Consider the following 26,558-nt stretch of genomic DNA (forward strand, 5'->3'; position numbering starts at 1 on the left):
GCGCATTTGAAGGCCATGGTCTGCGCGCCGATCTGCACCGTACCGCTGGACGGAATGTAGGCGCCGCCGAGGATTTTCAGCAGGGTCGACTTGCCGGCGCCGTTCTCGCCCATCAGCGCGTGCACCGAATGCGGCCGCGCTTCAAAGCTGATCTGCGCCAGGGCTTTCACACCGGGAAACTCCTTGCCGATGCCATTGAAACGCAGGGCCGCGCCGCTCATTTCCACAGGCCGATCTTGGTCAGTTCTTCCTGGAAATTGGCGCGGGTGATCAAGGTCACTTCGTCCATGGCGGTGTATTTGGCCGGTTCCTTGCCGGTGGTGACCCACTCGTACATCGCCAGCGCGGTGTTATAGCCCTCGATATGCGGGCTGGGCAGCATGGAGCCGAAGAAACCGCTGTCGGCTTTCTTCAATTCGCCAATGGCGTCGGTGCCATTGATGCCGATGCCGATGACGTTGGCGGCCTTGAAGCCGGCACTTTCGGTGGCGCGCACGCCGCCGAGCACGGTGTTGTCGTTCATGCCGCCGATGATCAGGTTCTTCGCCCCGCTCGGCAGCTTGACCAAGGCCGAGTTGGTGGCGTCCATGCTGCCGGGGACGTCGAGGGTTTTCAGCGCAGCGGTGAGGATGTGGTCCTTGGGAATACCGGCCTCCTCGAGGGATTTGATCGAGCCGTCTGTACGCTTCTTACCGGTGTCGAGTTCGTTGAAGGTATTGATCACCGCATAGGTGTCCTTCCAGTCCCAACCGCGTTTTTTCGCTTCGGCGGCCATGGCGGCGCCCTGCTTCTGGCCCACTTCAAACGCGGCCATTCCCAGGTATGGCACGTCTTCCATGAAGTTGCCCTTGGCATCGACAAAGCGATCATCCACGGCCATCACTTTCAAACCGTTGACCTTGGCTTTGGCAACGATGGCCGGGCCCAGGGACACGTCCGGCGGGCAGATCACAAAACCCTTGGCGCCATTGGCGGCCAGGCTGTCGATGGCCGACAAGGTTTTTTCGCCATCGGGCACGGCGATCTTGATCACGGTGAAACCATGCTCCTTGCCGGCTTTTTCCGCGAATGCCCACTCCGTTTGAAACCAGGGTTCCTCGGCCTGCTTGACCAGGAAACCGATCTTCACTTCTTCAGCCGATACCCAGCCGCAGAACGCCATTGCCAGTGCCACGGCACCGAGTGTTTGCTTGAACATGGACCACCTCCTTCTTGTTATTGGAAAACGCTTTAGTCGTGGTACATCACAGACCGCCCGCCATCGATCATCAGGCAAGTGGCGTTGATAAAGGGCGCCTCGTCGGTCGCCAGGAACAGTGCTGTCATGGCCACTTCGATGGGCTGGCCAATGCGTTTGGGCGGGTGCAGGTCGAACGCACGCTGGCGTTCGGCGTGGGGGTCTGGGAAACCGTTCCAGTAATCGACGTTGAGCTGGGTTTCGATATAGCCGGGGGCGATGGCATTCACGCGGATGCCCTTGGGCGCGTACTCGATGCCCAGGGCCCGGGTAAGGCCGAGCAGGCCGTGCTTGGCCACAGGGTAAGGAAAGCAACCGGGAATGATGTGGCTGGAATGGGTGGACGCGATATTGATGATGTTGCCGATGCCCTGCTCGATCATGTGCGGCAATACCGAACGGCAGCCGTACCAGGCGCCGTCGAGGTCGATGGCGAAACAGCGGCGCCAGTCCTCTTCGCTCATCTCCAGCGGGTCACGGAACACGTTGACCCCGGCACAGTTGACCAGCACATCCACGCGGCCAAAGCGCTCGATGGCCAGGTTGACCAGTGCCTGCCATTGATCCTTGGAAGTGATATCAACCGGTTGGGCGTAAACCTGCGCACCGTGTTCGCGCCAATGAGCGGCGATTTTCTCGACTTTGTCGCCCTGGATATCCGCAATGATCAACCGCGCCTGCTGGGCCTGGAAACAGGCAACGATGGCTTCGCCAATGCCTTGGGCGGCGCCGGTGACGATCACCACCTTGTTCTTCAGCCGCTCGCCATAAGTCGGCTCGGGCACGGCGGGTAGGGACAACGGTTGCGCCTGCATCGCTTCACCTTTTTATTTTTAGTAGTGAGTGCTGATGCTGGCGACTATAAACCCATCGCCTGAAATATCTCAATATATAAATTAAGATCCCATATATTGAGAAAAATAAAAAAATGTTCGAGCGGGTTAGCTGTGGCGAGGGAGCTTGCTCCCGCTGTCTGCGCAGCAGACTCCCGCTTTTGGGGGGCGCTTCGCACCCCAGCGCAAGCAAGCTTGCTCGCCACAGGAAAGCTCACATCTGGTTTTAGTGTTTACATAAATGAGGCTTCAGCCTTGGGCAAAGTCGCGCAGGGCATCGCCTTCCATGCGATAACGCACCCATTCTTCCTGAGGCTGGGCGCCTATGGATTTGTAGAAGGCAATCGCTGGCTCGTTCCAGTCCAGCACGCTCCATTCAAAGCGCCCGCAACCGTTGTCACACGCGATCTTGGCCAAGTGGCGCAGCAACTTCTTGCCGGCCCCGCCGCCGCGTTGTTCCGGGTTGATGTACAGATCTTCCAGGTACAGGCAGTTACTGCCCAGCCACGTCGAGTAACTGAAAAAGAACACCGCAAAGCCAATCGGCAAGCCGTCGCGCAAGCAGATAAGGCCATGGGCCGTGGCGCCTTCGCTGAACAGGCTGCGTTCGATATCCACCACGCTGGCGATCACTTCATGCCGGGCTTTCTCGTACTCGGCAAGTTCAGTGATAAAGGTCAGGATCTGCGCAGCATCGCTGGGCACGGCGGGGCGAATCTCGATGGTCATGGGCGAGCCTTGGGCAAATTCAAAGGCCACATACTAAGACGGTTTGATGGCCGTTTGCAGTGCAATTGATGCCAATCAGCGCGTTTCACTCCGGCGCGGGGTGAAGCAAGCATCAGCAACCACAGAACAAAGCCTGGGGACGCCCATGGTAAACAATGGGCATAAATCCAACGATCAGAGACCTGCTCATGCACGCCACGCCACCAGTGGGCACCAAGACATTCGCGCTGTTCTGCCTCGCCAGTTTCCTGCTGTCACTGTCTTACGGCTCGACCTTTTTGTTGTCACTGCTGATCCATGCCCGTGGCGGTAATGAACACGACGCGGGCAGTGTCATTGCCACGGCAATGCTCAGCACCTTCGTAGCGGTGGTGCTTTCCGGGCATCTGGCCGATGCGATGGGCGCGGCGCGAGCGATTGCGAGCACCGGCCTATTGTTAGTGGTGGCCTGCCTGGGGTTTGCCCTGACGCCAGGGTTTGGCCAGGGCTTGATGCTGTTTGGATTGTCCCTTGGCTTGGGCTGGGGCGTGTTCTATACCTTGGGTCCGATCATCGTGACGCTGCTGGTGGAACCCCGCCAGCGGGCCAAATATTTCGCCTTGCTCTCGGGCAGTATGTTGAGCGGCATAGGTTCCGGCCCTTTGCTGGGACGCGCCGCCACTGCGCTGGACCTGCCCCTGACAACGGCGTTTTATATTGCCGGGCTCGCCAGCCTCGCCGGGGTGGTGATGTTCTGGCGCATGGGCTCTCGGTTGCGACAGCACGCGAATGTACCGACCTCCAGGATTTCCTGGGCTGCAAGCCGCCGCGTACTGTCTTCCAAGGCGGCGTTCGCCATCCTGATGGTTGGCCTGGGTGGCTGCGTATTCGGGGGGCTATCTTCGTTCCAGACCAGCTATGCCGTTGCCCATAAGCTGGACTATTCGCTGTTCTTCGCGGGTTTCCTGACAGCGGCAATTATCAGTCGCCTGCTGATCGCCGGTTTCGTGGTCAAGCGCGATGCGTACCAGGCTGCCTGCGTATTATCCGGGGTGATGCTCGGCGCGATCACGCTGTTCGCGTTTGGTGTCAGCGGCAACCTCAGTTATGTGCTCGCCGCCGCCACGCTAGGGATCGGGTATGGCCTGACGTATTCAGTGATCAACGGCCTGGTAGCCAACGAAGCGCCCAGCGGCACCACTTCCCAGGCGTTGTTGTTGTTCAGCCTGGCGTACTTTATCGGCGTCTTCGGGTTTCCCTGGCTCGCAGGCAAGATCATCGTTGACTTCGGCCTTGCGACAATGATGTTGAGCGTACTGGTGATCGCGGCCTTCAACTGGGCGATCACGGTGGCACGTGTGATAGCGCGCCGAGTATCGGCACACAAAGTGATACAGGTGAGCTGATACCGTTCGTCGCCCTCCCGGCACGATCGGCAAACGCGGGCAGACCAATACAGGGTAAGGACATTAATCATATGGAGACACCCTGATGAAAAACTCCAAATTTGCTGCCCTCGCCCTCACCGGCCTGTTGTCTGCCGCGTCCTTGAGCGCCTTCGCGGCTAGCTCGACCACTGGCCCCACCGATCCAACGCCGGACGCCACTACCGAGTCGCAAAAATCCATGGGCACGGGCCTGGATACCAACGGTGGCGCGATCATCGACAACAGCGCCGACCCACGCACCAAAGGCAACGACACCCAGCGCCAGGCACCGCCTGCCGTAGGCAACGGCAAGATGGGCCCTGGCACGAGCAACAATGAGCCGAAGATCAACAAGGGCGACGACTCGAACATCCCCGGCGCGCAGAAACAACCAGCGCCTTGATGCACCCTTGGTACGACCAACACCCGACCATTTCCCAGTGAAGAGGTACGCATGAACGTCGATAGAAACCTTGAAAAAGAAGTCCTCACCCGCCTGCTGCACGCCCATCCGCAAGGCTTGGGCAAGGAGGTGCTGGACAATTACCGCGGTGAAAAAGAGGTCGCCAGTGTCTTGGCGTTCCTGCAGGACCGCGGGCTGATCAAGGATGGGCATGTGACCACCGACGACGCCGGCGAGTACGCGTTGAACCTGCCGATCAAGCTCACCGCTTCTGGTGTGGATGAGGCGCGCAAGCTCGACGCTCAAAGTACTCAGTAATCCATTTCTGGCCTGGCCCCGCGACTGGGGCCAGAGGGAGTTTTAGCGATGCCTCGTGGAAGCAAAGCCAAATACACCGACGAACAGAAACGCAAGGCCGCTCATATCGAAGACAGTTATGAGCACAAAGGGTTGCCCAAGGATGAAGCCGAAGCTCGTGCCTGGGCGACCGTCAACAAACAGTCCGGCGGTGGTGAAAAAGCCGGCGGATCAGGCAGGCGCAAAGCACCGGCCAAGAAAACCCAGGACCGGCAGGAATCGGCCAAGCGTGCCGCTGCCAGCCGTGAAGGCCACCCGCGCAGCAGTGGGGCTTCGCTGGGTACGCAGACCAAGGAAAGTTTGATGAAAGAGGCGCGGGCCAAGGATATTCCTGGGCGCTCAACCATGCGCAAAGATGAGTTGGTTCAAGCGCTGAAAAAAGCAGGTTAGACGCAGAACCCGTTGTGGGAGCGGGCTTGCTCGCGAATGCGGTGTGTCAGTCAGCACATGCTTTAACTGATACACCTCCTTCGCGAGCAAGCCCGCTCCCCCAGGGTTGTGCGTATTTATTCAGCCAGCAATGCGTCGACTTCGGTGACGCCAGGTGAAGTGGCCGGCCCCCAACGCGTCACCGCCAACGCCGCCGCTGCGTTCGCTCGACGCGCCGCCTCAACGGGTTTCAAGCCCTGCGCCAACCCGGCAATAAATACCCCTGCATGCGCATCCCCCGCACCATTGCTGTCTACCGCCTGCACCTTGAAGCCAGGTACATGCTCAGTCTCTGCCCCGCGCCCTACCCAGCAACCATTTGGTCCATCACGCACAACCAGCAGTGCCTGCAAGTGCTGATTCAGCATGGGCAGCGCCTGACTCATATCCGCCGCCCCGGTAAACGCGAGGGCTTCAGGGCCATTGCTGGTCCAGATGTCGATACGCGGCAACAAGGCACGCATCAACGCCGAGTCCGGCGCCTTGACCAGCGGGCCCGGGTCGAATACCACCACGATCTCTCGCGGAAGCGCCAGCAGCCAGTCAAGCAACGGCTGCGCCTTACCTTCAAGCAGCAAGCTGTAGCCACTGACGTACACATAATCATCGATACGCGGGACGATCTGAGCCAAGTCGTCGGCACTCAGCTCACCCTCGGCGCCGAGATGGGAGATGAAGGTGCGTTCGGTGCTCGCTTCAGTCAGCGACACGCACAACCCGGTATCTTTGCCAGCGCTGGCCGCCAAGGCCATTTCAACACCTTCGGCCTGCATCGCGGCACGCGCCAGCTCGCCAAAGCGCCCATCGCCATGGCGGCCCAGGTAAACCACCGGCAACCCATTGCGCCGTGCCGCAGCCATTACGTTGAAACCGCCACCGACTTGGAAACTGGCGGAGTTGGCCAGCACGTCACCGCCGCTTGCCGGCAGGGTGTCGAGGCCCATGACCAGGTCGACAATGACCTGGCCGGTGTGCAGCAATCTAGACATTGGCGCTCTCTGCTAAACCCGGACGACGGTCAGAGGCCCCGCCCAAGACTGCATATATTCCGCCAGCCACCACGAAGGTCACGATCCAGCCCAGCCCGTTGTGGCCAAGCCAGGAGTCGGACAGCGGCCCGGCAAACCAAATGTTTTCGGCGGTGGTGCCGATGGTGGTGAAGCTGAACCCCAGCACAATGGCCACGGCCCAGGCGCCAAATGCACGCCACTCCACGCCGCCGCGATACCAGTAGGCACTGTTGGGGCTGACGTCCAGCAGGTCGGTGGGGCTGTAGTAATGACGGTGAATCAGGTCGACCACGAAAATCCCAACCCACGCCGTGATCGGCACCGCCAGCAGCGAAATGAAGGTAATGAACGGGCCATAGAAGCTATCGGCGATCAGCATGAAATAGATGGAGCCGGCAAAAATCGCCACGATATCGACGATCACTGCATGCACGCGCTTGACCTTCAAGCCCAGGGTCAGGGTAGTGAGGCCGGCCGAGTACACCGACAGGTTGTTCGACAGCAACAGGCCGCCGAACGCGGTGATCAGGTACGGCACGGCCATCCAGGTCGGCAGCATGTCGCGGATCGCGATGATGGGGTCGGTGGCCGATGCCAGGTCATTGTTACCCACCGACAACAGGCCACCCAGGGTGATCAGTAGCACCAGCGGGATACCTGCACCAAACGCGGCGGAGGCCACCAGGCGCACGGCCTTGACGCTGCGGTGCTGGTAACGCGACATGTCTGCACCGGCGTTGGCCCAACCGATACCGGTACCGGCAGCCATGGTGCCTACGCCAATGATCATCGCGCTCAACGGCGCCGGGGTGGCGTTGAACACCGCGCTCCAGTCGATGGTGGCACACAGAAAGCCGCCCACCAGAATGTTCAGGCCGCCGAATACGTAGGTGGCCCACTTCTGGATCACCAGCAACGTGGCGTGGCCCAGGCCCGATACGGCCAGGGTCAACAGCACGAAGATGGCAATGAAGATCAGGGTGAGCACCGGCGCGCTCTTGGCCTCCACTGCCGAGCCGAACAGGATGGAGCTCAACGACAACAATACGAAGGCTGCGGTGGTGGTGTTGACGGTTTCCCAACCGAGGCGGGACATCAGCGACACCAATGTCGGGCCGATATTGCCGCGCACACCGAAAATGGCGCGGGACAAGGTCAGGCTGGGCGCACGACCACGGCGACCGGCGATGGAGATGATGCCCACTACGGCAAAGGAGCCCGCGGCGCCAAGAATCGCGACGATGATCGCCTGCCAGATGGCCAGGCCACGAAACGCCACCAGCGTTGCACCAAGGGGCAAACCGAGGATGCTGATATTGGCCGCGAACCACACCCAGAACAGTTGCAGCGGATGACCGTTGCACTCGCCTTCCGGGACCGGCTCAATGCCGCGTGTTTCCAGTTGCCCGGCGGTTTGGCCGGAAGAGGGGCTGCTCATTAAGGGGGGCTCCTGATGCCTGTATTGTTGTTGTGGTTGTGGCAGCGAGTCGAATCTTTATCCGGTCTTCCTGACCCAACGCTTTTGAATGTGGGAGCTGGCTTGCCAGCTCCCACATTTGGTTCCGTGTTTATCGCAAGGCCAATAACCCTTGGGCCAGCGGCTGCAAGTCCAGGCCATTGACCCGCTTGACCTGTTCAACCAACGCCTCAGGCCAGCACTGCATACCCAGGCACGCCCCCAGCATGGCGCCCAGAATCGCGGCAATGGTGTCGGTGTCGCCGCCCAGGCTGGCCGCCAGGCACAGGGCTTCGAAGGCATTCATATCACCCGACGCCACTTGCTGAGCCAAGGCAAACGAGACCACCACCGACTCCTGGGAAGCCACCGAAGTACCGATCAACTCGTAAAGCAGGTCGGCAAACAACGCTTTGTCGCCGCTGCCGACGCTCAGGGTGCGAGCCCAACTGATGCGGGTAGAAATGCGTCCGCCCGCGATCCAGTGACCATGGCTTTCGGCCTGTCGGGCAATCTGGGTCCCGATATTCAGGGCTTCCCCCAGGTCCACGCCATTGATGCCAGCCGAGACCACCGCCGCCACGGCCGCAGCGCTGGAAATACCCAGGTTGGTGTTATGGGTGACCTGGCACGCCTGGATCACCGCCTGGATAAACCGCGCCGGGTCGCTGACATCGGCGGCGATGCCCACCGGGGTGATGCGCATGGCCGCACCATTGGTGGTGCCGTAGCGCCCGGATTCCTCCGGAGTATGACCGGCGAGGATCATATCGATCGCGCGTTTGGTGGACGGCCCGAGCAAGTCCTGAGAACCCTTGGCGCGCATCCCCGCTTCCCAGTCGATCAGGCGCTGGGCAAGCACGGCGGGCTCGATCTGGCCCTGGCCTTGCACCAGTAACTCGGCAACCAGGATGGCTTGTTCGGTGTCATCGGTGATGGAACCGGCAGGCATGTTGGGCGCAATGGGCTGGTCCGCGTCGGCATCTTCCAAGGCGGTGATAGCACCGAAGCGCTTTTGTACCTGCTCGCGGCTCAAGGATTGGGTGGGCATGCCCAAGGCATCGCCCAGGGCCAGGCCATAAAAGGCGCCAAGTGCGCGATTTTCTCGGCTCATTTCGACGCTCCAAACTGCAGATGCAGGCGAAAGTGCAACGGGTCAAGCAGGCTTTCGACATGCTCCATGAAACGCTCGCGACGATCATAGGTGGTGCGCGACGCCTTGAGAAATACCGTACCGCTGGGGCGCCCGAGTAATTCGGCGTCTTCATCGCTCAGGGGTTCAGCACCGATCCACTGGTCACCGTCGGCCCCGACGTAGCCGTAGGCGGCCAGGGTGATGGTCAGGGAATTATCGATCAGCCCAATGTGGGGCAGGTTTTCCAGATCGCCAACGGCCGGCATCAACGAGCGTTCCAGCGACACCGCTGTACCGTCAGCCGTGCGCCGGAGGCGGTCAAGGGTAATGAACTGGTCGGTGCCGAAACGGCTGAACAGATCCGGGCGCGTCACGGCTTCGAAACGCAGGACGTCGGTGCTTACTTGGGCGCCCGTATCGGCCAGGGCCTGGGCCCAACCGCTGCGTTGGTCCAACACCATGCCGTCAAAGGTGACAATCGAACCGACGCCGCTCTGGGTGGCGATGTAGTTGCGACGCTTGAGCTCGGCCAGCGCCTCGCGCAGCGTGCCGCGGCTGACCGCAAACTCCTCGGCCAGTTGGTGCTCGCCCGGCAACAGAAAGCCGTCGGCCATGACTCCACCTTCGATACGGCGGATGAGCTCATCGACGACGCGTTTTTTCTTATCAAATCGAACATGTCTAATCATGTACAAATTGATAACCGAAAGCGCGCGTTTACCGCAAGAGGATTATTTCAGGCTAAAGACAAAAACCGCCTCAGGGCTCCAGGCCGATGGGGAAAAACTCCCCGCTGCTCCAGACGCCAAGCCAGTTCTGACCGTTGATCGGACGGCTCACCGCCAGCTCCACCAACTGGTAAAAAACGTTTCTATGCACTAGGGCTTCGAGGTTGGTGCGAACGCGCACATAGGGGGCGGGTTCCTGGGTGATAGGGTCGGTCACCACCCGCAGCGGGTGCTCGAGACCTGCCTCGACCTGTTCGTCGACGTTGGTGGTAAAGCGTAATACCTGGCTTTCGCCCTGCCCTTGCACTTCCAGTGTCACTGCAACAAAGGGTGCGTCATCGACACGGATGCCGACCTTCTCCACGGGCGTCACCAGGAAATAATCATCGCCGTCGCGGCGGATGATGTTGGAGAACAACTTGACCATCGGCTTTCGCCCGATAGGTGTGCCCTGGTAGAACCAGGTGCCATCGCGGGCGATGCGCATGTCGATGTTGCCGCAGAAATCCGGGTTCCACAAATGCACCGGTGCCGGCCCCTTGCCCTTGGGCAGTTGGGCCAATAGATCATTGGCCTTGGCGGAATCGGTCATGGCGGGCTCCTCTGTCTTACTGATCACTCATACCCAGCAAACCGCGGGCATATTGCGCCAGGGGGCGAGCGATCAAATCTTGTGGCGATGTGTCGTGGAACGTCAGTAAACCGCCACGACTGCGAATACGTGCAGTATCAATCAAATACTGGGTGCTGGTCTCGATCAACATGACTTGGATCACCCCGCTGTCCAGGCCAAGGCGGTCCAGGGCTTGCTGGTCGGTCCACTCGTCGGCGTTGCCGATACGGTCATCGGCTGCCGCAAAACGGCAATACAGCAGGTAGTGAGCACCGACGGCACGGGCTTCGGCCATGGCCTGTTCAAGACCTTCGGGCTGGCGGGCGCGACGCACCATGGGGAAATATTCAACGAAGCCATTGAATGCTTCCTCGGCCACCACATTGGGCCGCGGGTAGGCGCTGCCCGGCGGCACGAAGGCGCCTTGGGCGATAAATACAAAGGAATCCGGCTGTATGCGCACCGAGGCGGTACGGCGCGTATCGCTGTGATCGAGCAGCCCGGCATCGCTCATCTGATAGCGGGTGCCTTCGGCCATATCACTGACGGTCATGCAACCGCCCAGGGCCAATGACGCCAGCAGCAAAACCAGACTACGCATCCTAATCCTCCAGAGGCCGGTGACAGGAAACCGGCGAATGGGGCGTGGGATGCAGAATCCGCGCCATTCAGCTGCGCTACAAATCAAATGTGTGAACCCGCAATATCTAGCTTAGCCACCAATGATCTTCATGATCGTGGCACCGCCGGAGAACGCCACTTCCTGCTTGTCAGCCAAGGCCTTCATCAACAAGCCCTGCAACGCCGGCAACGCCTGGTGACGCGGTTGATCGAGCAAGTCACCGACATAATGGCGATTGCTGGACGACAGGCACCCATGCAGCCAACCGGTGGAGGACAACCGCAACCGCGAACAGGTACGGCAGAACGGTACGCTCTCGTTGGCGATCACACCGAAGAAGCCTTTGCCCGGCACTTCGTAGCGTACCGCCGTCGCATCGACGGGTGCGTTGGCTTGCAGGTATTCATGTTGCTCGCCGATCAAGCTGAGCAGCTGTTGCAAGCTGACGAACTGTTGCAGGAACGCGTTGGAGTCTTTGGCCAGGTGCCCCATGCGCATCAGTTCGATAAAGCGCAGCTCGTAGCCACGCGCCAGGCAGTAATCGAGCAACGGCATCACCTGGTCCAGGTTCTGGCCGCGCAACGGCACCATGTTGACCTTGATCTTGATTCCGGCAGCACTGGCCTGGTCCATGCCATCGAGCACGGTGGCCAGGTCGCCGCCACGGGCGATACTGCGGAAAGCGTCGGCATCCAGCGTGTCGAGGGAGACATTGATGCGCCGAATACCGGCTGCCACCAGCAACGGCAGTTTACGCGCCAGCAGTTGGCCGTTGGTGGTCAGGCTGATGTCGCTCAGGCCCATCTGCCCTACCGCCCCCATGAAGGCTTCCAACTTGGGGCTGACCAACGGCTCACCGCCGGTAATGCGCAAGCGCTCGATACCCGCCGCTTCGATCAGGTAAGCCACGCCTCGGGCCATGGCCTCGGCCGACAGTTCATCCTGGGCAGCCACCAGCCGCTTGCCGTCAGGCACGCAATAGGTACACGCATAATTGCAGGCTGAAGTCAGGCTGATCCGCAAATTGCGAAAACGCCTGCCTTGACGATCAACGATCATGGATCACTCCGGCAGAGGATAATTCGGGCGCGCTAAAAGCTGACTCATAACTCAGCTTTTAGCAAGGTCCTTGCCTGAGTATATTCCTGGGTTACTGCGCCTGGCAGTAAATCGTTGCGCCATCACTGTGGCGAATGACTTACGTGGCAGGGGTGTCGCCGCTCTTCTCGGCGCCCGGCAGTTCCGGGCTGTGCTTGCGCTTGTTGCCCATGCGCACGCCGATGTCCATCAGGAATTGGAAGAAACCTTCCTGGTCTTCCAGCACATTGCTCCAGAACGGCGAGTGGTACAGCGCCACAGCGCCATGCACCAAGGCCCAGGCGGCGCAGTAGTGGAAATACGGTGGCACGTCTTCAAGCTTGCCTTCGCTGATACGGCCCTTGATCAACAGGGTCAGGCGTTCGAAGTTCGAGGCGCGGATCTTGTGCAGCTCCTCGACCATCTCCGGCACCTGGTGACCTTTGACAACCTTCTCTTCCAGGCGGTCGAACAGGCGGTAGCGCTGCGGATCACGCATGCGGAACTCGAAGTAAGCGCGGGACAGGGCTTCCTTGTCTTTGTCGACATCCGCCGAGTGCAGCAACTCGTTCAAATCACGCTCGTAGTCGAGCATCAGGCGCAGGTAGATTTCGGCCTTGGACTTGAAGTGTTTGTAGATCGTGCCTTTGCCGATACCCACGGCATCCGCAATCATCTCGACGGTGACGCTGTCTTCACCTTGTTCGAGGAACAGCTTGAGCGCGGTGTCGAGAATTTCCTGCTCACGGCGGCGAAATTCACGGACCTTACGGGGTTCTTTGTGCATGAGGAAGAGTCTGCAAAGGTCGGAAATAGGGAGGGTTGCGCAGGGCCATGGATACGTGGCGATACGATTTACCCGGTGCGAGGGATTATCCCGACTGAACGGTCGTTGGGCAATGTCTATGTGAACCCGTCAGGCACATAACTTTCAATGCACCAACGATTTCGCCGTTATCAGTCAGAAATAATACGCAACACCTGAACCTGCCCATCAGCGCAATGAGAACTCAAGCGAAGGCCGCGTATTCCAAATCTGTTTAAAAAACGATCAATCACGACTGGACTGAATGGGATAGTGGTCAATACTTCAACTGTCGGCGCGACATCTCCCCCAAGTGACGCGTCGACCTGGGTACCGACGGACTGCGTGCCCTTGTTTTACTCCTAATGGTCTTAGCCCGGATTCACCCCCCAGAACCCGGGTTTTTTTTGCCTGGGATTCGACCGCCCTAACCGGCCACGTGGGCCAGCGGGAACAGGCGCTTGAAGTTCTCGGTAGTCTGCTCGGCAAAGCGCTCGTACGACTCACCGCGCAGCATCGCCAGGTAATCAGCCACGTCACGTACATATTCGGGCAAGTTCGGTTTGCCGCGATGGGGTATGGGCGCCAGGTACGGCGAGTCGGTTTCCACCAGCAGGCGGTCGGCGGGCACCTGGCGGGCCACATCGCGCAGCGCGTCGGCATTGCGGAAGGTGACGATGCCCGACAGGGAAATATAGAACCCCAGGTCTAGGGCCGCCTTGGCCATATCCCAGTCTTCGGTAAAGCAGTGCAACACGCCAGCCTGCGACAACGCGGCTTCACGCAGCAAAGCCAGGGTATCGGCACGGGCGCCTCGGGTGTGCACGATCACCGGCTTGCCCGTCTGCTGGGCGGCTTGCAGGTGCAGGCGGAACGAGGCCTGCTGCAACTCGGCAGCTTCAGGCTCGTAGTGATAGTCCAGGCCGGTTTCGCCAATGGCCACCACTCGCGGATGGTTGAGTTCGCCCAGTAGCCAGTCCAGAGCCGGCGCTTCGCCTGGCTTGAGGTCAAGCGGGTGAATGCCCACCGAGCAATCGACGTCGGCGTAGCGATCAGCCAGGGCTTTGACGTCGGCGGCGTTGTCGGCGCTGACGCCAATGCACAGGAAGTGCCCTACCCCACGCTGGCGGGCAGCTTCAAGGGCGACGTCGAGGGAGCCGCCGTGCTGGGCAAGGTCGAGGCGATCAAGGTGGCAATGGGAATCTACGAGCATAGGAATCTGAGCTTAAGTCACAAAAGAGGTAGGGCCAACGATACACCCGTCAGCCACGGAATTTAACGGCGCCCGAGCAGGCCGACCCACTGCACCAGCAACGCCTCGAGCAACAGCACGCGGTTGAGGTTGGCCTTGCCGAGGACTTTCTGGCGCTGGGCGAGGATCCAGTCCTGGATGTTCAGCACTTTGTCCTGGGCACTTTTTTGCGCCAGGTATTGCACGACCTTGCGCATATCCGCCAAGCCCAGGCCGTTCTCATCCTGGGTGAGCTGGTAGCGCAGGATCAGGCTGGACCAGTCGCAGAACCAGTCGAACAACAGCAACAGCGGAATATCCTTCCAGGCGCTTTCGGCCAGTTGCGTGGCGGACAATTCCTGCTTGAGCAGTTTCTTCACGCCATCCACGACCAGTGCACGCTGTTCGCGCACGCCCTGAGCCTGCAGCTTCACTGCCGCCAAAGGCGAGCCAGCCGCCAGGGTCAGCAACTCGCCTCGTTCTTCTGCGCTGCATTCCGGCAACGCCTGCGCCAGCCATTGCAGGCTCATGGCTTCGCTGGGCAACGGGCAAGCCTGCTGCACGCAACGGCTGCGAATGGTCGGCAACAAGCGGCTGGACTGGTGGCTCACCAGCAACAGCACGGTATCGCCGGACGGCTCTTCAAGGCTTTTGAGCAAGGCGTTGGCCGCGTTGATGTTCATCGCCTCGACCGGTTCGATCAGCACCACTTTGCGCCCGCCCATCTGCGCGGTCTGCACCACGAAGCTCACCAGGTCGCGCACTTGGTCGACCTTGATGGCCTTGTCCGCTTCCTCGGGCTCCAGCACATAGTTGTCCGGGTGACTGCCAGCCTTGAGCAACAGGCAGGACTTGCACTCGCCACATGCCTCCAGATTGACCGGGCGTTGGCACAACAGGCTGCCCATCAGGCGCTCGGCGAGGTGGCGTTTACCGATGCCCACCGGCCCATGCAGCAGATAGGCGTGGGCGTGCTGGGCGCGCCCCGCCAGTTGCTGCCAGAGGCCGTCCTGCCACGGGTAGGACTCAGCCACGGCTACGCTCCAACAAAGTGGGCAGCAGCGCGTCGATAGCCTGTTGCACCTGACTCAGCGGCTGGGCGGCGTCCAATAGATAATAACGTGCGGGTTCGGCCTTGGCGCGCTGCAGGAAAGCGCTGCGCACTGCATCAAAGAAGGCTTGGCCTTCCAACTCGAAACGATCCAGACGACCTCGCGCTCTGGCGCGGGCCATGCCCACTTCCACCGGCAGGTCGAACAACAGGGTCAGGTCGGGGCGCAGATCGCCTTGCACGAAGGTTTCCAGGGTGGTGATGCGCTCCATGGACAACCCCCGGCCCCCACCCTGGTAGGCGTAGGTGGAATCGGTAAACCGGTCGCAGATCACCACGGCACCCCGCGCCAGGGCCGGGCGAATCACTTCGGCCAGGTGCTGGGCACGGGCGGCAAACACCAGGAGCAACTCGGTGTCCGGATTCATCGGCTCGTCACCCGGGGTCAGCAGGACGTCGCGAATGCGCTCGGCCAACGGCGTACCACCCGGCTCACGGGTCAGCACCACCTCGATGCCCTGCGCACGCAGGCGCTCGGCCAGGTAGTCACGGTTAGTGCTTTTGCCGGCGCCTTCCGGGCCTTCCAGGGTAATAAACAAGCCAGTCACAGGCAGTCCTTAGTCAGAGTCATTGCGGGCTTTGCGGCGCGGTCGTGTCCGGCGCGGGCTCGATCGGAGCGTCGGGGGTAGGCGCATCGCTGGAAGGTGCCGAATCTTCAGGCGGTTTCACCACCGGTGCCGGGCTGGAACGGTAATCGGCACGGCGCTTGAGTTGGAACTCACGCACGGCGGCATTATGCGCATCCAGGTTATCCGAGAATATATGGCTACCATCGCCACGGGCGACGAAATACAGGCTGCTGCCCGGTACCGGGTTCAGTGCTGCATGGATCGCCTCGCGACCGACCATCGCGATGGGCGTGGGCGGCAGGCCAGCAACCATGTAGGTGTTGTAGGGGTTGGCTTCCTTGAGGTGGGCGCGGGTCAATTTACCGTTGTAGCGCTCACCCAAGCCGTAGATCACGGTGGGGTCGGTCTGCAGCAACATGCCGATCTTCAGGCGACGCACAAACACACCGGCAATCTGCCCGCGCTCCTGAGGCACCCCGGTCTCCTTTTCCACGAGCGACGCCATGATCAGTGCTTGGTAAGGGTCGGTGTAGGGCGCGTCGGCGGCACGCTTGCTCCACTCCTGGGCGAGTACATCGTCCAGGCGGTTGTAAGCTTTTTTCAGGAACTCGACATCAGTCATGCCGCGGACAAAACGGTAGGTGTCGGGGAAGAACCGCCCTTCAGGAAACACACCTGGGTGGCCGAGCTTATCCATCACTTCGCTGTCAGTCAGGCCCGCGAGGGTCTGCACGATCTTTTCATGCTTGGCCAGGGCGGTGCGCACCTGACGGAAATTCCAGCCCTCCACCAAGGTCAGGCTGTACTGCACCACTTCGCCGCGCTGCCACAGGCCGATCAAACCCTCGGCGGTAAGGCCCGGGCTCATGCGGTACTCGCCGCTGTGCAGTGGCTGGCCTTCGAGGTTGAAGCGCCAGTACAGACGCAACCAGAATGCATCGTCGAGCACGCCGTCGGCTTCCAGACGATTGAAGGTGCCCGTCGGCGTAGCGCCAGCGGGTACGTCGAGCAACTGCTCCTGAGGCAGCTTCAGGGGCTGCTTGAGGGCAGAGTCGAGTTTCCAGGCAGAAAAGCCCACGAGCAAAGCCGCCGAGATCAGGCTGATCTGCAGCAGTAACACCAGTTTTCGTATCAACTCAAATATCCAATAGCGCGCGAACAATGCCCTGCAGTTTACGGGTGAGCGGCCCAACCGGCCAGCTCATCGCAGCGCAGCCTCGCACCGGCCAAATGCCATAAACACTGTTGCAGACGAAGACTTCATCGGCCTGTTGCAACTGCTCCACACTGATGTCGGCCACGGCCACCGGGACGCCCAGCGCTTGTGCCTGGGCCAGCACTTCAGCGCGCATCACGCCCGCAACGCCACAACGGCTCAGATCAGCGGTTAGTAACAAGCCGTTGCTCACCAGGAATAGGTTGCTGAATATGCCTTCGATCACCCGGCCAGACATATCCAGCATGAGGCCTTCGGCATGTTCGGTATCTTGCCATTCCGCACGCGCGATCACCTGCTCCAGGCGATTGAGGTGCTTGATACCGGCCAGCAACGGCTGCTGCGCCAAGCGCGTGGCACACGCGAACAGGCGCACGCCTTCGACTTCATGGGTGGGCGGGTAAACAGCGGGCGCGCTGCCCTGCAAGATGCGGCGCACCGGGGCGCCAGGGTTGATCCCGTAACCGCGCAAGCTGTCGCCACGGGTGAGGATCAATTTGAGAATACCGTCGCCAAGGGCGGCGGCGAAGCTCAGCACTTCGTGGCGAATCAACCCGTGATCCACCACCAATGCCAAACGCCTGCAACCCTCTTCCAGGCGTTGCAGGTGACGGTCGAGCAGCAACGGCTGCCCGGCCTTGACGGCGATGGTCTCGAACACCCCATCGCCATAGGCCAGGCCGCGATCTTTCAGGGGCACGCTGTCCGCTGGCTGACCGTCGACCCAGCTGTGCATCACTCGGCGAACCGGCGGAACACCAGGGAACCGTTGGTGCCACCGAAACCGAACGAGTTGGAAATCGCCACGTCGATCGGCATGGGCTGCGCTTCGTGGGGCACGAAGTTCAGGTCGCAGCCTTCGTCCGGCTCATCAAGGTTGATAGTCGGCGGAGCGACCTGATCCCTGATTGCCATCACACTGAAGATCGCCTCGACCGCGCCCGCCGCACCCAACAGGTGGCCGGTCATGGACTTGGTGGAGCTGACCGCCAGCTTATAGGCGTGCTCGCCGAACACCGACTTGATGGCCTCTGCTTCCGCCAGGTCGCCGGTCGGGGTCGAAGTGCCATGGGCGTTGATGTACTGCACCTGGTTGGGGTTGACCTTCGCATCGCGCAGGGCATTGGTGATGCAACGCGCAGCACCCGCTCCGTCGGACGGCGGTGAAGTCATGTGGTAAGCGTCGCCGCTCATGCCAAACCCGATCAATTCGGCGTAGATAGTGGCACCACGCGCCTTGGCGTGCTCCAGCTCTTCGAGCACCAGCGCACCGGCACCGTCGGAGAGCACAAAGCCGTCACGGCCCTTGTCCCACGGACGACTGGCACGGGTCGGCTCGTCGTTGCGGGTCGACAGCGCACGGGACGCGCCGAAGCCGCCCATGCCCAGGCCGCACGCGGCCATTTCGGCGCCGCCGGCGATCATCACGTCGGCTTCGTCGTAGGCAATGTTGCGTGCCGCCATGCCAATGCAGTGCGTACCTGTGGTACACGCCGTGGCGATTGCGTAGTTCGGTCCCTGTGCACCCAGATGAATGGACAGGAAGCCGGAAATCATATTGATGATCGAGCCCGGTACGAAGAACGGTGAAATTCGACGTGGGCCAGTCTCATGCAAGGTGCGGCTGGTTTCTTCGATATTGGTCAGACCGCCAATGCCTGAACCCATGGCCACGCCGATGCGGTCACGGTTGGCGTCGGTGACTTCCAGTCCGGCGTTACGCACAGCCTGAAACCCGGCAGCCAGGCCGTACTGAATGAACAGGTCGAGCTTGCGGGATTCTTTGATCGAGAGATATTCCTCGACATTGAAGCCCTTTACCGAGCCGCCAAAACGGGTGGAATAGGCAGAAAGGTCCGTGTGTTCGATCAGACCAATACCACTGCGGCCAGCCAGAATGCCCTGCCAACTGCTCGGCACATCCGTACCCAGTGGCGACAACATACCCATACCGGTGACTACGACGCGTCTACGCGACACAGCACTCTCCTTTTTCTAATGACGACACTTTTCATCGCCGCTAAAGAAAAAACCGCACGCCTTTACAGCAGTGCGGTTTTTCCCTGACAGCAAGCGACGACTACAAACTATTACGCCTGGTGGCTAGTAACGTAGTCGATGGCAGCTTGAACAGTAGTGATTTTTTCAGCTTCTTCGTCCGGGATTTCGGTCTCGAATTCCTCTTCCAGAGCCATCACCAGCTCAACGGTGTCAAGGGAATCGGCACCCAGGTCTTCTACGAAGGAAGCAGTGTTGACCACTTCTTCTTCCTTAACGCCCAGTTGCTCGGCGACGATTTTCTTGACGCGCTCTTCGATGGTGCTCATACCTTGTTTAACTCCTAATGGACAAATTCAGGCAGCTGGCCAGTGGGTAAGTGTATAGAAAGCCATTTCAGCTTTTCAACTGAAAGCTTCACCCTGTACCCGGTCGGCCACCTGCCTATAAATTAAGTTGCAGCTTTATAACGGATTTTAGACAGCTCGTATGACATTTTTTTGAAGCGATCCGTCACAATTTAACTCATGTACATCCCGCCGTTAACCGGGATTGTAGCCCCAGTCACGTATGCCGCACCGTCAGATGCCAGGAAAGTGACCACATTCGCGATCTCTTGGGCCTGGCCCAGACGGCCCAGCGGAATCTGCGTCAGCAAGGCTTCGCGCTGTGCTTCCGGCAGTTCGCGGGTCATATCGGTGTCGATGAACCCAGGGGCCACCGAGTTGACCGTAATCGACCGCGAGCCGACTTCACGCGCCAGTGCGCGGCTGAAACCTTCCAGGCCGGCCTTGGCAGAGGCGTAGTTTACTTGGCCTGCGTTGCCCATGGCACCCACTACGGAGCCAATATTGATAATTCGGCCCCAACGCGCCTTGGTCATGCCGCGCAAAACGCCCTTGGACAGGCGAAACAGACTGTTCAGGTTGGTATCGACCACGTCGTACCACTCGTCGTCTTTCATGCGCATCATCAGGTTGTCACGGGTGATCCCGGCGTTGTTCACCAGGATAGCCGGTGCACCGAACTGAGCAGTGATCTGGGCCAGTACGGCAGCCACGGACTCATCGCTGGTCACATTCAGTTCAAGACCGGTACCTTGCACGCCGTTTTCCTTCAGGGTCGCGGCGATACGCTCGGCGCCCGAGGCGGAGGTGGCGGTGCCGATCACAACGGCGCCCTGACGGCCCAGCTCCAGGGCGATCGCCTGGCCAATGCCACGGCTTGCGCCGGTAACCAGTGCAACTTTACCTTGCAGACTCATGCAGGCTTCTCCTAAGTACGGGATTCAGGCCAGTGCCGCGCGAGCGGCAGCGAAGGCTTCTGGGGTATTGAGGTTGGCGGTCGACACACCGTCGGCGCAGCGCTTGTTCAAGCCGGCCAGGACTTTGCCCGGGCCGCACTCGACCAGTTCGGTGGCACCGTTGGCGGCCAGGGTCTGGACCGATTCAACCCAGCGAACTGGCTTGTACAGCTGCTCCAGCAGGTCGCGCTTGAGGGTGTCGAGGTCGGCGGCCACGGCCGCGCTGACGTTCTGCACCAGCGGGATCTGCGGCGCCTGCCAGTTGATGGCAGCGATAGACTCGGCAAAGCGCTCTGCCGCCGGGCGCATCAGTTCGCAGTGGGACGGTACGCTCACCGGCAATGGCAGCGCTCGCTTGGCGCCACGGGCCTTGCAACCCTCGATGGCACGCTCGACGGCCGCCTTGGCACCAGCGATCACCACCTGACCTGGGGAGTTGAAGTTCACCGCGCTGACCACTTCGCCTTGCGCCGCTTCGGCGCAGGCCTCGATCACCACCGCGTCGTCCAGGCCCAGGATAGCGGCCATGCCGCCCTGCCCGGCCGGAACGGCTTCTTGCATCAGTTGACCACGACGCTCGACCAGCTTGACCGCTTCAGCCAAGGTCAGGCTGCCCGCGGCCACCAGGGCGCTGTATTCGCCCAGGCTGTGACCCGCGACGAAGGCAGGGCGTGCGCCGCCTTCTGCCAGCCACAAGCGCCACAGGGCGATCGAAGCGGTCAGGATGGCCGGCTGGGTTCTATCGGTTTGGTTGAGCAATGCTTCCGGCCCTTGCTGGGTCAGTGCCCACAGGTCATAACCCAGGGCGTCGGAAGCTTCCTTGAAGGTGTCCAGGATCAGCGGGTATTGCGCGCCCAGCTCGGCCAACATGCCGAGGGACTGCGAACCCTGCCCTGGAAAGACGAATGCGAGGGATGTAGACATGTAACAAGCCCCTAATGATCTGGTCGTCAAAAATGCTCGCGCCTACTGTGGGCGCGAACGAAACTGACTGATTGGATGGTCAATTGAACTGGCCGGTCACATTTAAGCACTCCCGGGCCAATTCGCCTAAGGCAACAGATCCTCGAGACGGCCGTGCAAGCGTTGCGGCAGGTTCTCCTGAATCTCGATCAAGGCCCGCGCAATTGCACTTTGAAAGCCCAGCACACCGGCCGAGCCATGGCTTTTTACCACAATGCCCTGCAAGCCAAGAAAGCTTGCACCGTTGTGCCGTGCTGGCGCCAGGTCAGCCTGCAAGCGTCGCATCAGGGGCAACGCCAAGGCACCCACCATACGTGCCCCCAGGTTGCGCTTGAACAAAGCTTCAATACGCGTGGCAATCATGGTTGCCAGGCCTTCGCTGGACTTGAGCAGGATATTACCGACAAAGCCGTCGCACACCACCACATCAGCTTCACCACGGTACAAACCATCACCTTCAACAAAGCCGATGTAGTTCAAGCCCCGCGCGCTTTGTAGCAAGGTGGCGGCAAGCTTGACTTGCTGGTTGCCCTTGATGTCCTCGGTACCGATATTCAGCAGGGCAATCCTGGGTCGGGCCACGCCCAGCGCTTCGGCGGCCACCGAGCCCATTACGGCGAACTGCAGCAGATGCTCGGCGCTGCAATCAACATTGGCGCCCAGGTCCAGCAGTTGGCAATAGCCCTTCTGCGTCGGGATCGCCGCCACCATTGCCGGCCGATCAATACCCGGCAGGGTTTTGAGCACGTGCCGCGACAAGGCCATCAACGCGCCGGTATTACCGGCACTGACACAGGCGTGCACCTTGCCATCACGCAATAGCTCAAGGGCCACCCGCATTGAAGAATCGGGTTTGCCACGCAGGGCAACCGCCGGCTTTTCATCCATGCTGATGGTTTCGCTGGCTGGCGTAATCGTCAGGCGCGCGCGATCCACCGCCGGATGGCTGGCAATCAGTTCTTCAAGTAGGGAGGGTTGACCGACGAGGGTCAGATGCAGCGAGGGCGTGGCAGACAGGCTGGCAATGCAGGCCTGAACAATGCTGCGGGGACCGAAGTCCCCGCCCATTGCGTCAATCGCGATGACTTGAGCAGACAAGTGATTACTCGTCAGCGCCCTTGTCGATCACTTTACGGCCACGGTATACGCCTTCTGGCGATACGTGGTGACGCAGGTGAACTTCACCAGTGGTCTTTTCCACGGACAGGGTGCTAGCCTCGAGAGCGTCGTGCGAACGGCGCATGTCACGGGCGGAGCGGGATTTTTTGTTCTGCTGAACAGCCATAATTGATTAACTCCTAAACGTTTGGGTCACGCTTTAACTGCGCCAATACACTGAACGGGTTGGACCGCGTTACCTCGTCCTCGCTCGGCTCGGCCTCGTCATCGAGACCCTCCGGCTGCTGGCATTCTTCCGGATGATGAGCAGGCACAATGGGCAAGGCGAGCAAAAGCTCCTCCTCGATCAGTGCATGCAGATCCAATGGATCTTCGCCCAGTTCCAGCACGTCATAACCTTTCGGCAACGACTGGGTATTCGCACCCTCTTTCACCACAGCATAACTGCATTCGCTGTGGATCGGCAGGGTGACCAGCTCAAGACAACGCTGGCAAACCATTTTGACTTCGGTGTCGATAACGCTGTGGATTACCACAGATTTACGTTCATCTCGTTCAAAAACGAATTTCGCCTGCACCGTACCGACAGTGTCGGAAAGCGGGTCGCAGAGTCTCTCCAAATCGGCCAGCAGCACTTCACCTTGAAGGGTGGTGCCACGATCAGCCAATTTGCGCGGGTCAACGTGAGGTGGAATCGGGTCATTCAACATAGGCGCAGCATTATAGGGATGCACCCGGCCATGTCAAAGGAAATTCAGCCCTGTGCGTCAGCCGGTCACGTCGATAGAATCGGCGACTGCCTTGAGGAGACGTATATGCTGCCTTTATTACTCGCGTCCAGCTCGGTTTATCGCCGGGAATTACTGAGTCGCCTGCACCTGCCGTTCACCTGCAGCTCGCCGGATATCGACGAAAGCCACCGCCCGGATGAATCCGCCATCGAACTGGTCAAGCGCCTGGCCGAACAAAAGGCCCGCGCCCTCGCCACCAGCCATCCTGGCCATTTAATCATTGGCTCGGATCAGGTCGCCGCACTGGAAGGCCGGATCATCGGCAAGCCGCACACCTTCGAAAATGCTCGCGAGCAACTGCTTGCTGCCAGCGGCAAGCGTGTGAGCTTCCTCACGGGCCTGGCACTGCTCAACAGCGAAACCGGGCACTGCCAGGTGGACTGCGTGACGTTTACCGTACACATGCGCGAACTGGATGCAGAACGTATCGAGCGCTATCTGCGGATCGAGCAGCCTTATGACTGTGCGGGCAGCTTCAAAGCAGAAGGGCTCGGTGTGAGCTTGTTCCGGAGCACCGAGGGACCGGATGCGACCAGCCTGGTTGGGCTGCCACTGATTCGACTGGTGGACATGCTGCTGACCGAAGGCGTACAGATCCCTTGAAACCCTCGTAAAGCAATGTGGGAGCTGGCTTGCCTGCGATAGCGATGTACCAGGCGACACTTATATCGACTGATCCATCGCTATCGCGGGCAAGCCCGCTCCCACAGTTGATCTACACCTAGCTTGGAATTTCAGCGCAGGGACGGCCCCTGGAAGCCCATGTACAGGGCTAGCTTCTCCGCCACGCTAGCACCGAGCTTTTTGGAGAAGCGATCAAACGGCGATTCCTCGACCGTAAAATCCACCAACTCCTTCTCGCCAATCACATCCCGCGCCACCGAGCTGGCACTGCCCAAGCCGTCAATCAGGCCCAGCGGCAATGCCTGCTCGCCCGACCAGACCAGGCCGGAGAACAGCTCCGGATGCTCCTTATCCTTCAACCGGTCACCACGGCCCTGCTTGACGCTGGCAATGAACTGACGATGGGTAGTGTCGAGCACGCCTTGCCAGAACGCGGTTTCATCCGCCTTCTGCGGTTGGAAAGGATCGAGGAACGACTTATGCTCGCCCGAGGTGTAGGTGCGACGCTCCACCCCCAGCTTCTCCATGGCACCCACAAAACCGTAACCGGCCGCCGTGACACCAATAGAGCCCACCAGGCTGGCCTTGTCGGCATAGATCTGGTCTGCGGCGCTGGCAATGTAATAGGCACCCGAGGCACCCAGGTCGGAGATCACGGCATAGAGCTTGGTATCCGGATGCAAGGTGCGCAGACGACGAATTTCGTCATACACATAACCCGACTGCACCGGGCTACCGCCTGGGCTATTGATGCGCAGGACCACGCCTTTGACCTTGGGGTCCTCAAACGCCGCGCGCAGGCTGGTGACGATATTGTCGGCACTGGCGGGCTCCTTGTCGGCAATCACGCCGCGCACCTCGATCAAGGCAGTGTAATGACTGCCACGGGCGGCGCTCTTTTCCATGTCCATCAGCGGACTGAACAGCGCCAGCATCCCAAGCAGGTATACAAAGGTCAGCAGCTTGAAGAAAATCCCCCAGCGCCGCGAACGTCGCTGCTCCTGGACGCTGGCCAGGAGGGTCTTCTCCAAAAGCTTCCAGCTTTTATCATCACTGCTCTGTGCCTTTTCAGGCGCCTTCCACTCGTCACTCATGCCATTAACCCCAGCAAAGACTTACAGGGCCCGGCTGAGCCAGGCCTGCAGTTCAGAAAAATGATCAATCGTCAGCCTCGGCTCGTATTGCTGCAACGCCTCGGCAGACTGGGCGCCATAGCTGACAGCGACGCTGTCCATGCCCGCATTGCGTGCCATCATCAGGTCGAAAGACGCATCACCCACCATCAATGCCTCGCGTGGCGTTACGCCACAGTGCGCAAGGATCTGCTCCAGCATCAAGGGATGAGGCTTGCTGGCGGTTTCATCCGCAGCGCGGGTGATATCAAAGTAATCTTCCCAGCCGTGAGCCTTGAGCACACGGTCCAGGCCGCGACGAGCCTTGCCGGTGGCGACCGCCAGGTGATAGCCCTCGGCACGAAACGCTTGCAGCGATTGCACCACACCTTCAAACAGCGGCGAAGGCGTAGCTTCCAGCGCAATGTAGTGGTCGGCGTAGTGCTCGCGAAACGCTACCAACTCGGCGTCGCTGATGTCGGGGTACAAGGTGCGAATGGCTTCAGGCAAACCCAGGCCGATAATGCCCTTCACCGCCAGGTCCGTGCACAACTCAAAGCCCGAGCGGGTCGACGCCATGTGCATGGACTCGACGATGCGGCCAATGGAATTGGCCAGCGTCCCGTCCCAATCGAAGATCAGCAGCTTGTAGTCAAGGTGCGACACTCAAACGCTCCACGGTCTTGGCCCACATTTCATCGACCGGCGCCTGCAATTTCAGCTCGCCGCCATCGGGTAGCGGCACGGTGAGCATGTAGGCGTGCAGGAACAGGCGCTTGCCGCCCAGGTCGCGAATTTCCTTGGAGAAATCTTCGTCGCCGTACTTGGTGTCGCCCGCAATGCAGTGGCCCGCATGCAGGGTGTGCACACGAATCTGGTGAGTGCGGCCAGTGACCGGCTTGGCCTCGACCATCGTGGCGAAGTCACCGAAGCGACGCAACACCTTGAACAGGGTCAGGGCTTCTTTGCCCTCCTCGTCCACTTCGACCATGCGCTCGCCGGAGCGCAGATTGCTCTTCTGCAGCGGCGCACGCACGCTCTTGATCGAGCTGGCCCAATTGCCGCGCACCAGCGCCATGTAGCGTTTGTCCACACCATCGCCACGCAGGGCGGTGTGCAAGTGGCGCAACATGCTGCGCTTCTTGGCGATCATCAACAGGCCGGAGGTGTCACGGTCCAGGCGATGCACCAGTTCCAGTTCCTTGGCATCCGGGCGCAACTGACGAAAGGCTTCGATCACGCCGAAGTTCAAGCCACTGCCACCATGAACCGCAATGCCACAGGGCTTGTTGATCACGATCAGCTTGTTGTCTTCGAACACGATCGACGCTTCCAGGCGCTGCAACAACCCCTGGGCCAGCGGTACCGGTTCGTCGCGTTCAGGCACGCGCACTGGCGGCACACGGACGATATCGCCCGCCTGCAGCTTGTACTCAGGCTTGATGCGCCCCTTGTTCACGCGCACTTCGCCTTTACGCAAAATGCGATAAATCAAGGTCTTGGGCACGCCTTTGAGCCTGGCCAAAAGAAAGTTGTCGATGCGTTGGCCGGCATATTCCGGCGAGACCTCAAGCAGCTGGACGCTGGGGGTCGGGGGGGTGGTAGTCGTCATGGCGGCGATGATAACAATTTTTTATGGAATTGAAGCACTTAATCATTACTGCTATAGTCGCGAACGCCG

32 protein-coding genes are annotated in these 26,558 nt (G+C 60.3%); 5 read left to right on the plus strand and 27 right to left on the minus strand.

Translation table 11 applies throughout. The annotated features are described in order from the left end of the window. The 4 genes from BT204_RS26055 to BT204_RS26070 form a co-directional block, all read right to left on the minus strand. On the minus strand, window positions 1-221 hold a 221-nt coding region (locus BT204_RS26055; RefSeq protein WP_127882192.1), incomplete at its 3' end, for an ATP-binding cassette domain-containing protein. After that, window positions 218-1,198: a substrate-binding domain-containing protein gene (locus tag BT204_RS26060; protein WP_014719544.1), complete on the minus strand. Its 981-nt coding sequence runs from the start codon at window positions 1,196-1,198 to the stop codon at window positions 218-220. The genes BT204_RS26060 and BT204_RS26055, both read right to left, overlap by 4 nt. 32 nt (window positions 1,199-1,230) lie before the next feature. Next, window positions 1,231-2,052 carry an SDR family oxidoreductase gene (locus BT204_RS26065; protein ID WP_072448768.1) on the minus strand — a complete coding sequence of 274 codons (822 nt, stop codon included), beginning with the start codon at window positions 2,050-2,052 and terminating at the stop codon, window positions 1,231-1,233. 267 nt (window positions 2,053-2,319) lie between these two features. After that, entirely contained in the window at window positions 2,320-2,799 is a 480-nt protein-coding gene (locus BT204_RS26070) for a GNAT family N-acetyltransferase (RefSeq protein ID WP_034128422.1), read from the minus strand. Window positions 2,800-2,987: 188 nt separating this feature from the next. Here BT204_RS26070 and BT204_RS26075 point away from each other — a divergent pair, with 188 nt between their 5' ends. The 4 genes from BT204_RS26075 to BT204_RS26090 all read left to right on the plus strand — a co-directional run bounded on the left by BT204_RS26075 (window position 2,988) and on the right by BT204_RS26090 (window position 5,355). After that, complete coding sequence (locus BT204_RS26075) at window positions 2,988-4,184, plus strand: MFS transporter (RefSeq protein WP_072448769.1); 1,197 nt, start codon at window positions 2,988-2,990, stop codon at window positions 4,182-4,184. 85 nt (window positions 4,185-4,269) lie between these two features. Further along, window positions 4,270-4,608, plus strand: a complete 339-nt coding sequence (locus BT204_RS26080; protein ID WP_034128424.1) for a hypothetical protein — start codon at window positions 4,270-4,272, stop codon at window positions 4,606-4,608. Between the two features lie 51 nt (window positions 4,609-4,659). Next, complete coding sequence (locus tag BT204_RS26085) at window positions 4,660-4,926, plus strand: hypothetical protein (protein ID WP_032895690.1); 267 nt, start codon at window positions 4,660-4,662, stop codon at window positions 4,924-4,926. 48 nt (window positions 4,927-4,974) lie between these two features. After that, window positions 4,975-5,355, plus strand: coding sequence for a hypothetical protein (locus BT204_RS26090; protein WP_054897938.1), 381 nt, complete (start codon window positions 4,975-4,977; stop codon window positions 5,353-5,355). A 116-nt stretch (window positions 5,356-5,471) separates the two neighbouring features. On the opposite strand, the gene BT204_RS26095 is transcribed toward BT204_RS26090, so the two are convergent. The 20 genes from BT204_RS26095 to BT204_RS26190 form a co-directional block, all read right to left on the minus strand. Further along, entirely contained in the window at window positions 5,472-6,383 is a 912-nt protein-coding gene (locus BT204_RS26095; protein ID WP_072448771.1) for a PfkB family carbohydrate kinase, read from the minus strand. Then, on the minus strand, window positions 6,376-7,842 hold the full coding sequence (locus BT204_RS26100; protein WP_054922125.1) for a purine-cytosine permease family protein: 1,467 nt from the start codon (window positions 7,840-7,842) through the stop codon (window positions 6,376-6,378). The genes BT204_RS26095 and BT204_RS26100 overlap by 8 nt, the downstream gene beginning before the upstream one ends. A gap of 130 nt (window positions 7,843-7,972) precedes the next feature. Then, a complete protein-coding gene (locus tag BT204_RS26105; protein ID WP_072448772.1) occupies window positions 7,973-8,974 on the minus strand; it encodes an ADP-ribosylglycohydrolase family protein in 1,002 nt (333 codons plus the stop codon). Beyond that, the gene (locus BT204_RS26110; RefSeq protein WP_057976379.1) at window positions 8,971-9,684 is read right to left on the minus strand and encodes a GntR family transcriptional regulator; all 714 of its coding nucleotides are present in this window, start codon (window positions 9,682-9,684) and stop codon (window positions 8,971-8,973) included. Before BT204_RS26110 ends, BT204_RS26105 begins: the two co-directional genes overlap by 4 nt. Window positions 9,685-9,754: 70 nt before the next feature. Beyond that, window positions 9,755-10,315: a DUF1285 domain-containing protein gene (locus tag BT204_RS26115; RefSeq protein WP_034128430.1), complete on the minus strand. Its 561-nt coding sequence runs from the start codon at window positions 10,313-10,315 to the stop codon at window positions 9,755-9,757. 16 nt (window positions 10,316-10,331) lie between these two features. Beyond that, window positions 10,332-10,937, minus strand: a complete 606-nt coding sequence (locus tag BT204_RS26120) for a DUF4823 domain-containing protein (RefSeq protein ID WP_034128431.1) — start codon at window positions 10,935-10,937, stop codon at window positions 10,332-10,334. A gap of 111 nt (window positions 10,938-11,048) precedes the next feature. Beyond that, window positions 11,049-12,017 carry a GTP 3',8-cyclase MoaA gene (locus tag BT204_RS26125; protein WP_019817203.1) on the minus strand — a complete coding sequence of 323 codons (969 nt, stop codon included), beginning with the start codon at window positions 12,015-12,017 and terminating at the stop codon, window positions 11,049-11,051. A 139-nt stretch (window positions 12,018-12,156) separates the two neighbouring features. Continuing rightward, window positions 12,157-12,822, minus strand: coding sequence for a TetR/AcrR family transcriptional regulator (locus tag BT204_RS26130; RefSeq protein WP_034128432.1), 666 nt, complete (start codon window positions 12,820-12,822; stop codon window positions 12,157-12,159). 445 nt (window positions 12,823-13,267) lie between these two features. Next, window positions 13,268-14,053, minus strand: coding sequence for a TatD family hydrolase (locus BT204_RS26135; RefSeq protein ID WP_034128433.1), 786 nt, complete (start codon window positions 14,051-14,053; stop codon window positions 13,268-13,270). Between the two features lie 62 nt (window positions 14,054-14,115). Continuing rightward, the gene (locus BT204_RS26140; RefSeq protein WP_034128434.1) at window positions 14,116-15,105 is read right to left on the minus strand and encodes a DNA polymerase III subunit delta'; all 990 of its coding nucleotides are present in this window, start codon (window positions 15,103-15,105) and stop codon (window positions 14,116-14,118) included. Further along, window positions 15,098-15,730, minus strand: a complete 633-nt coding sequence (tmk, locus tag BT204_RS26145) for a dTMP kinase (protein WP_072448774.1) — start codon at window positions 15,728-15,730, stop codon at window positions 15,098-15,100. The genes BT204_RS26140 and tmk overlap by 8 nt, the downstream gene beginning before the upstream one ends. Window positions 15,731-15,749: 19 nt before the next feature. Beyond that, entirely contained in the window at window positions 15,750-16,886 is a 1,137-nt protein-coding gene (gene mltG, locus BT204_RS26150; RefSeq protein ID WP_054922136.1) for an endolytic transglycosylase MltG, read from the minus strand. 1 nt (window position 16,887) lies between these two features. Then, complete coding sequence (gene pabC / locus BT204_RS26155; protein WP_072448776.1) at window positions 16,888-17,703, minus strand: aminodeoxychorismate lyase; 816 nt, start codon at window positions 17,701-17,703, stop codon at window positions 16,888-16,890. After that, window positions 17,703-18,947, minus strand: coding sequence for a beta-ketoacyl-ACP synthase II (fabF, locus tag BT204_RS26160; RefSeq protein WP_034128438.1), 1,245 nt, complete (start codon window positions 18,945-18,947; stop codon window positions 17,703-17,705). The genes pabC and fabF overlap by 1 nt, the downstream gene beginning before the upstream one ends. Before the next feature lie 110 nt (window positions 18,948-19,057). Then, window positions 19,058-19,294 (minus strand): acyl carrier protein, encoded by a 237-nt coding sequence (gene acpP / locus BT204_RS26165; RefSeq protein WP_003175607.1) that lies wholly within the window; start codon window positions 19,292-19,294, stop codon window positions 19,058-19,060. A 191-nt stretch (window positions 19,295-19,485) separates the two neighbouring features. After that, window positions 19,486-20,229 carry a 3-oxoacyl-ACP reductase FabG gene (gene fabG, locus BT204_RS26170; protein ID WP_003189275.1) on the minus strand — a complete coding sequence of 248 codons (744 nt, stop codon included), beginning with the start codon at window positions 20,227-20,229 and terminating at the stop codon, window positions 19,486-19,488. Between the two features lie 24 nt (window positions 20,230-20,253). Continuing rightward, window positions 20,254-21,192 (minus strand): ACP S-malonyltransferase, encoded by a 939-nt coding sequence (fabD, locus tag BT204_RS26175; protein ID WP_054897933.1) that lies wholly within the window; start codon window positions 21,190-21,192, stop codon window positions 20,254-20,256. A 126-nt stretch (window positions 21,193-21,318) separates the two neighbouring features. Next, window positions 21,319-22,329, minus strand: a complete 1,011-nt coding sequence (gene plsX / locus BT204_RS26180; RefSeq protein WP_072448778.1) for a phosphate acyltransferase PlsX — start codon at window positions 22,327-22,329, stop codon at window positions 21,319-21,321. Between the two features lie 4 nt (window positions 22,330-22,333). Next, on the minus strand, window positions 22,334-22,516 hold the full coding sequence (rpmF, locus tag BT204_RS26185) for a 50S ribosomal protein L32 (RefSeq protein WP_003179396.1): 183 nt from the start codon (window positions 22,514-22,516) through the stop codon (window positions 22,334-22,336). Window positions 22,517-22,529: 13 nt separating this feature from the next. Beyond that, window positions 22,530-23,060, minus strand: coding sequence for a YceD family protein (locus BT204_RS26190; RefSeq protein WP_003175611.1), 531 nt, complete (start codon window positions 23,058-23,060; stop codon window positions 22,530-22,532). A 105-nt stretch (window positions 23,061-23,165) separates the two neighbouring features. Here BT204_RS26190 and BT204_RS26195 point away from each other — a divergent pair, with 105 nt between their 5' ends. Further along, complete coding sequence (locus BT204_RS26195; protein WP_072448780.1) at window positions 23,166-23,744, plus strand: Maf family protein; 579 nt, start codon at window positions 23,166-23,168, stop codon at window positions 23,742-23,744. Window positions 23,745-23,875: 131 nt separating this feature from the next. On the opposite strand, the gene BT204_RS26200 is transcribed toward BT204_RS26195, so the two are convergent. From BT204_RS26200 to rluC, 3 genes are read right to left on the minus strand one after another with little or no spacing between them, the layout of a single operon-like run. Beyond that, entirely contained in the window at window positions 23,876-24,859 is a 984-nt protein-coding gene (locus BT204_RS26200; protein ID WP_014719566.1) for a S49 family peptidase, read from the minus strand. Between the two features lie 21 nt (window positions 24,860-24,880). After that, entirely contained in the window at window positions 24,881-25,543 is a 663-nt protein-coding gene (locus BT204_RS26205) for an HAD-IA family hydrolase (RefSeq protein WP_072448782.1), read from the minus strand. Then, window positions 25,530-26,489: a 23S rRNA pseudouridine(955/2504/2580) synthase RluC gene (rluC, locus tag BT204_RS26210; RefSeq protein WP_034128444.1), complete on the minus strand. Its 960-nt coding sequence runs from the start codon at window positions 26,487-26,489 to the stop codon at window positions 25,530-25,532. Before rluC ends, BT204_RS26205 begins: the two co-directional genes overlap by 14 nt. Window positions 26,490-26,558 lie beyond the last annotated feature (69 nt).

The organism is Pseudomonas sp. NFPP02 (assembly GCF_900119355.1).
Lineage (GTDB): Bacteria > Pseudomonadota > Gammaproteobacteria > Pseudomonadales > Pseudomonadaceae > Aquipseudomonas > Aquipseudomonas paracarnis.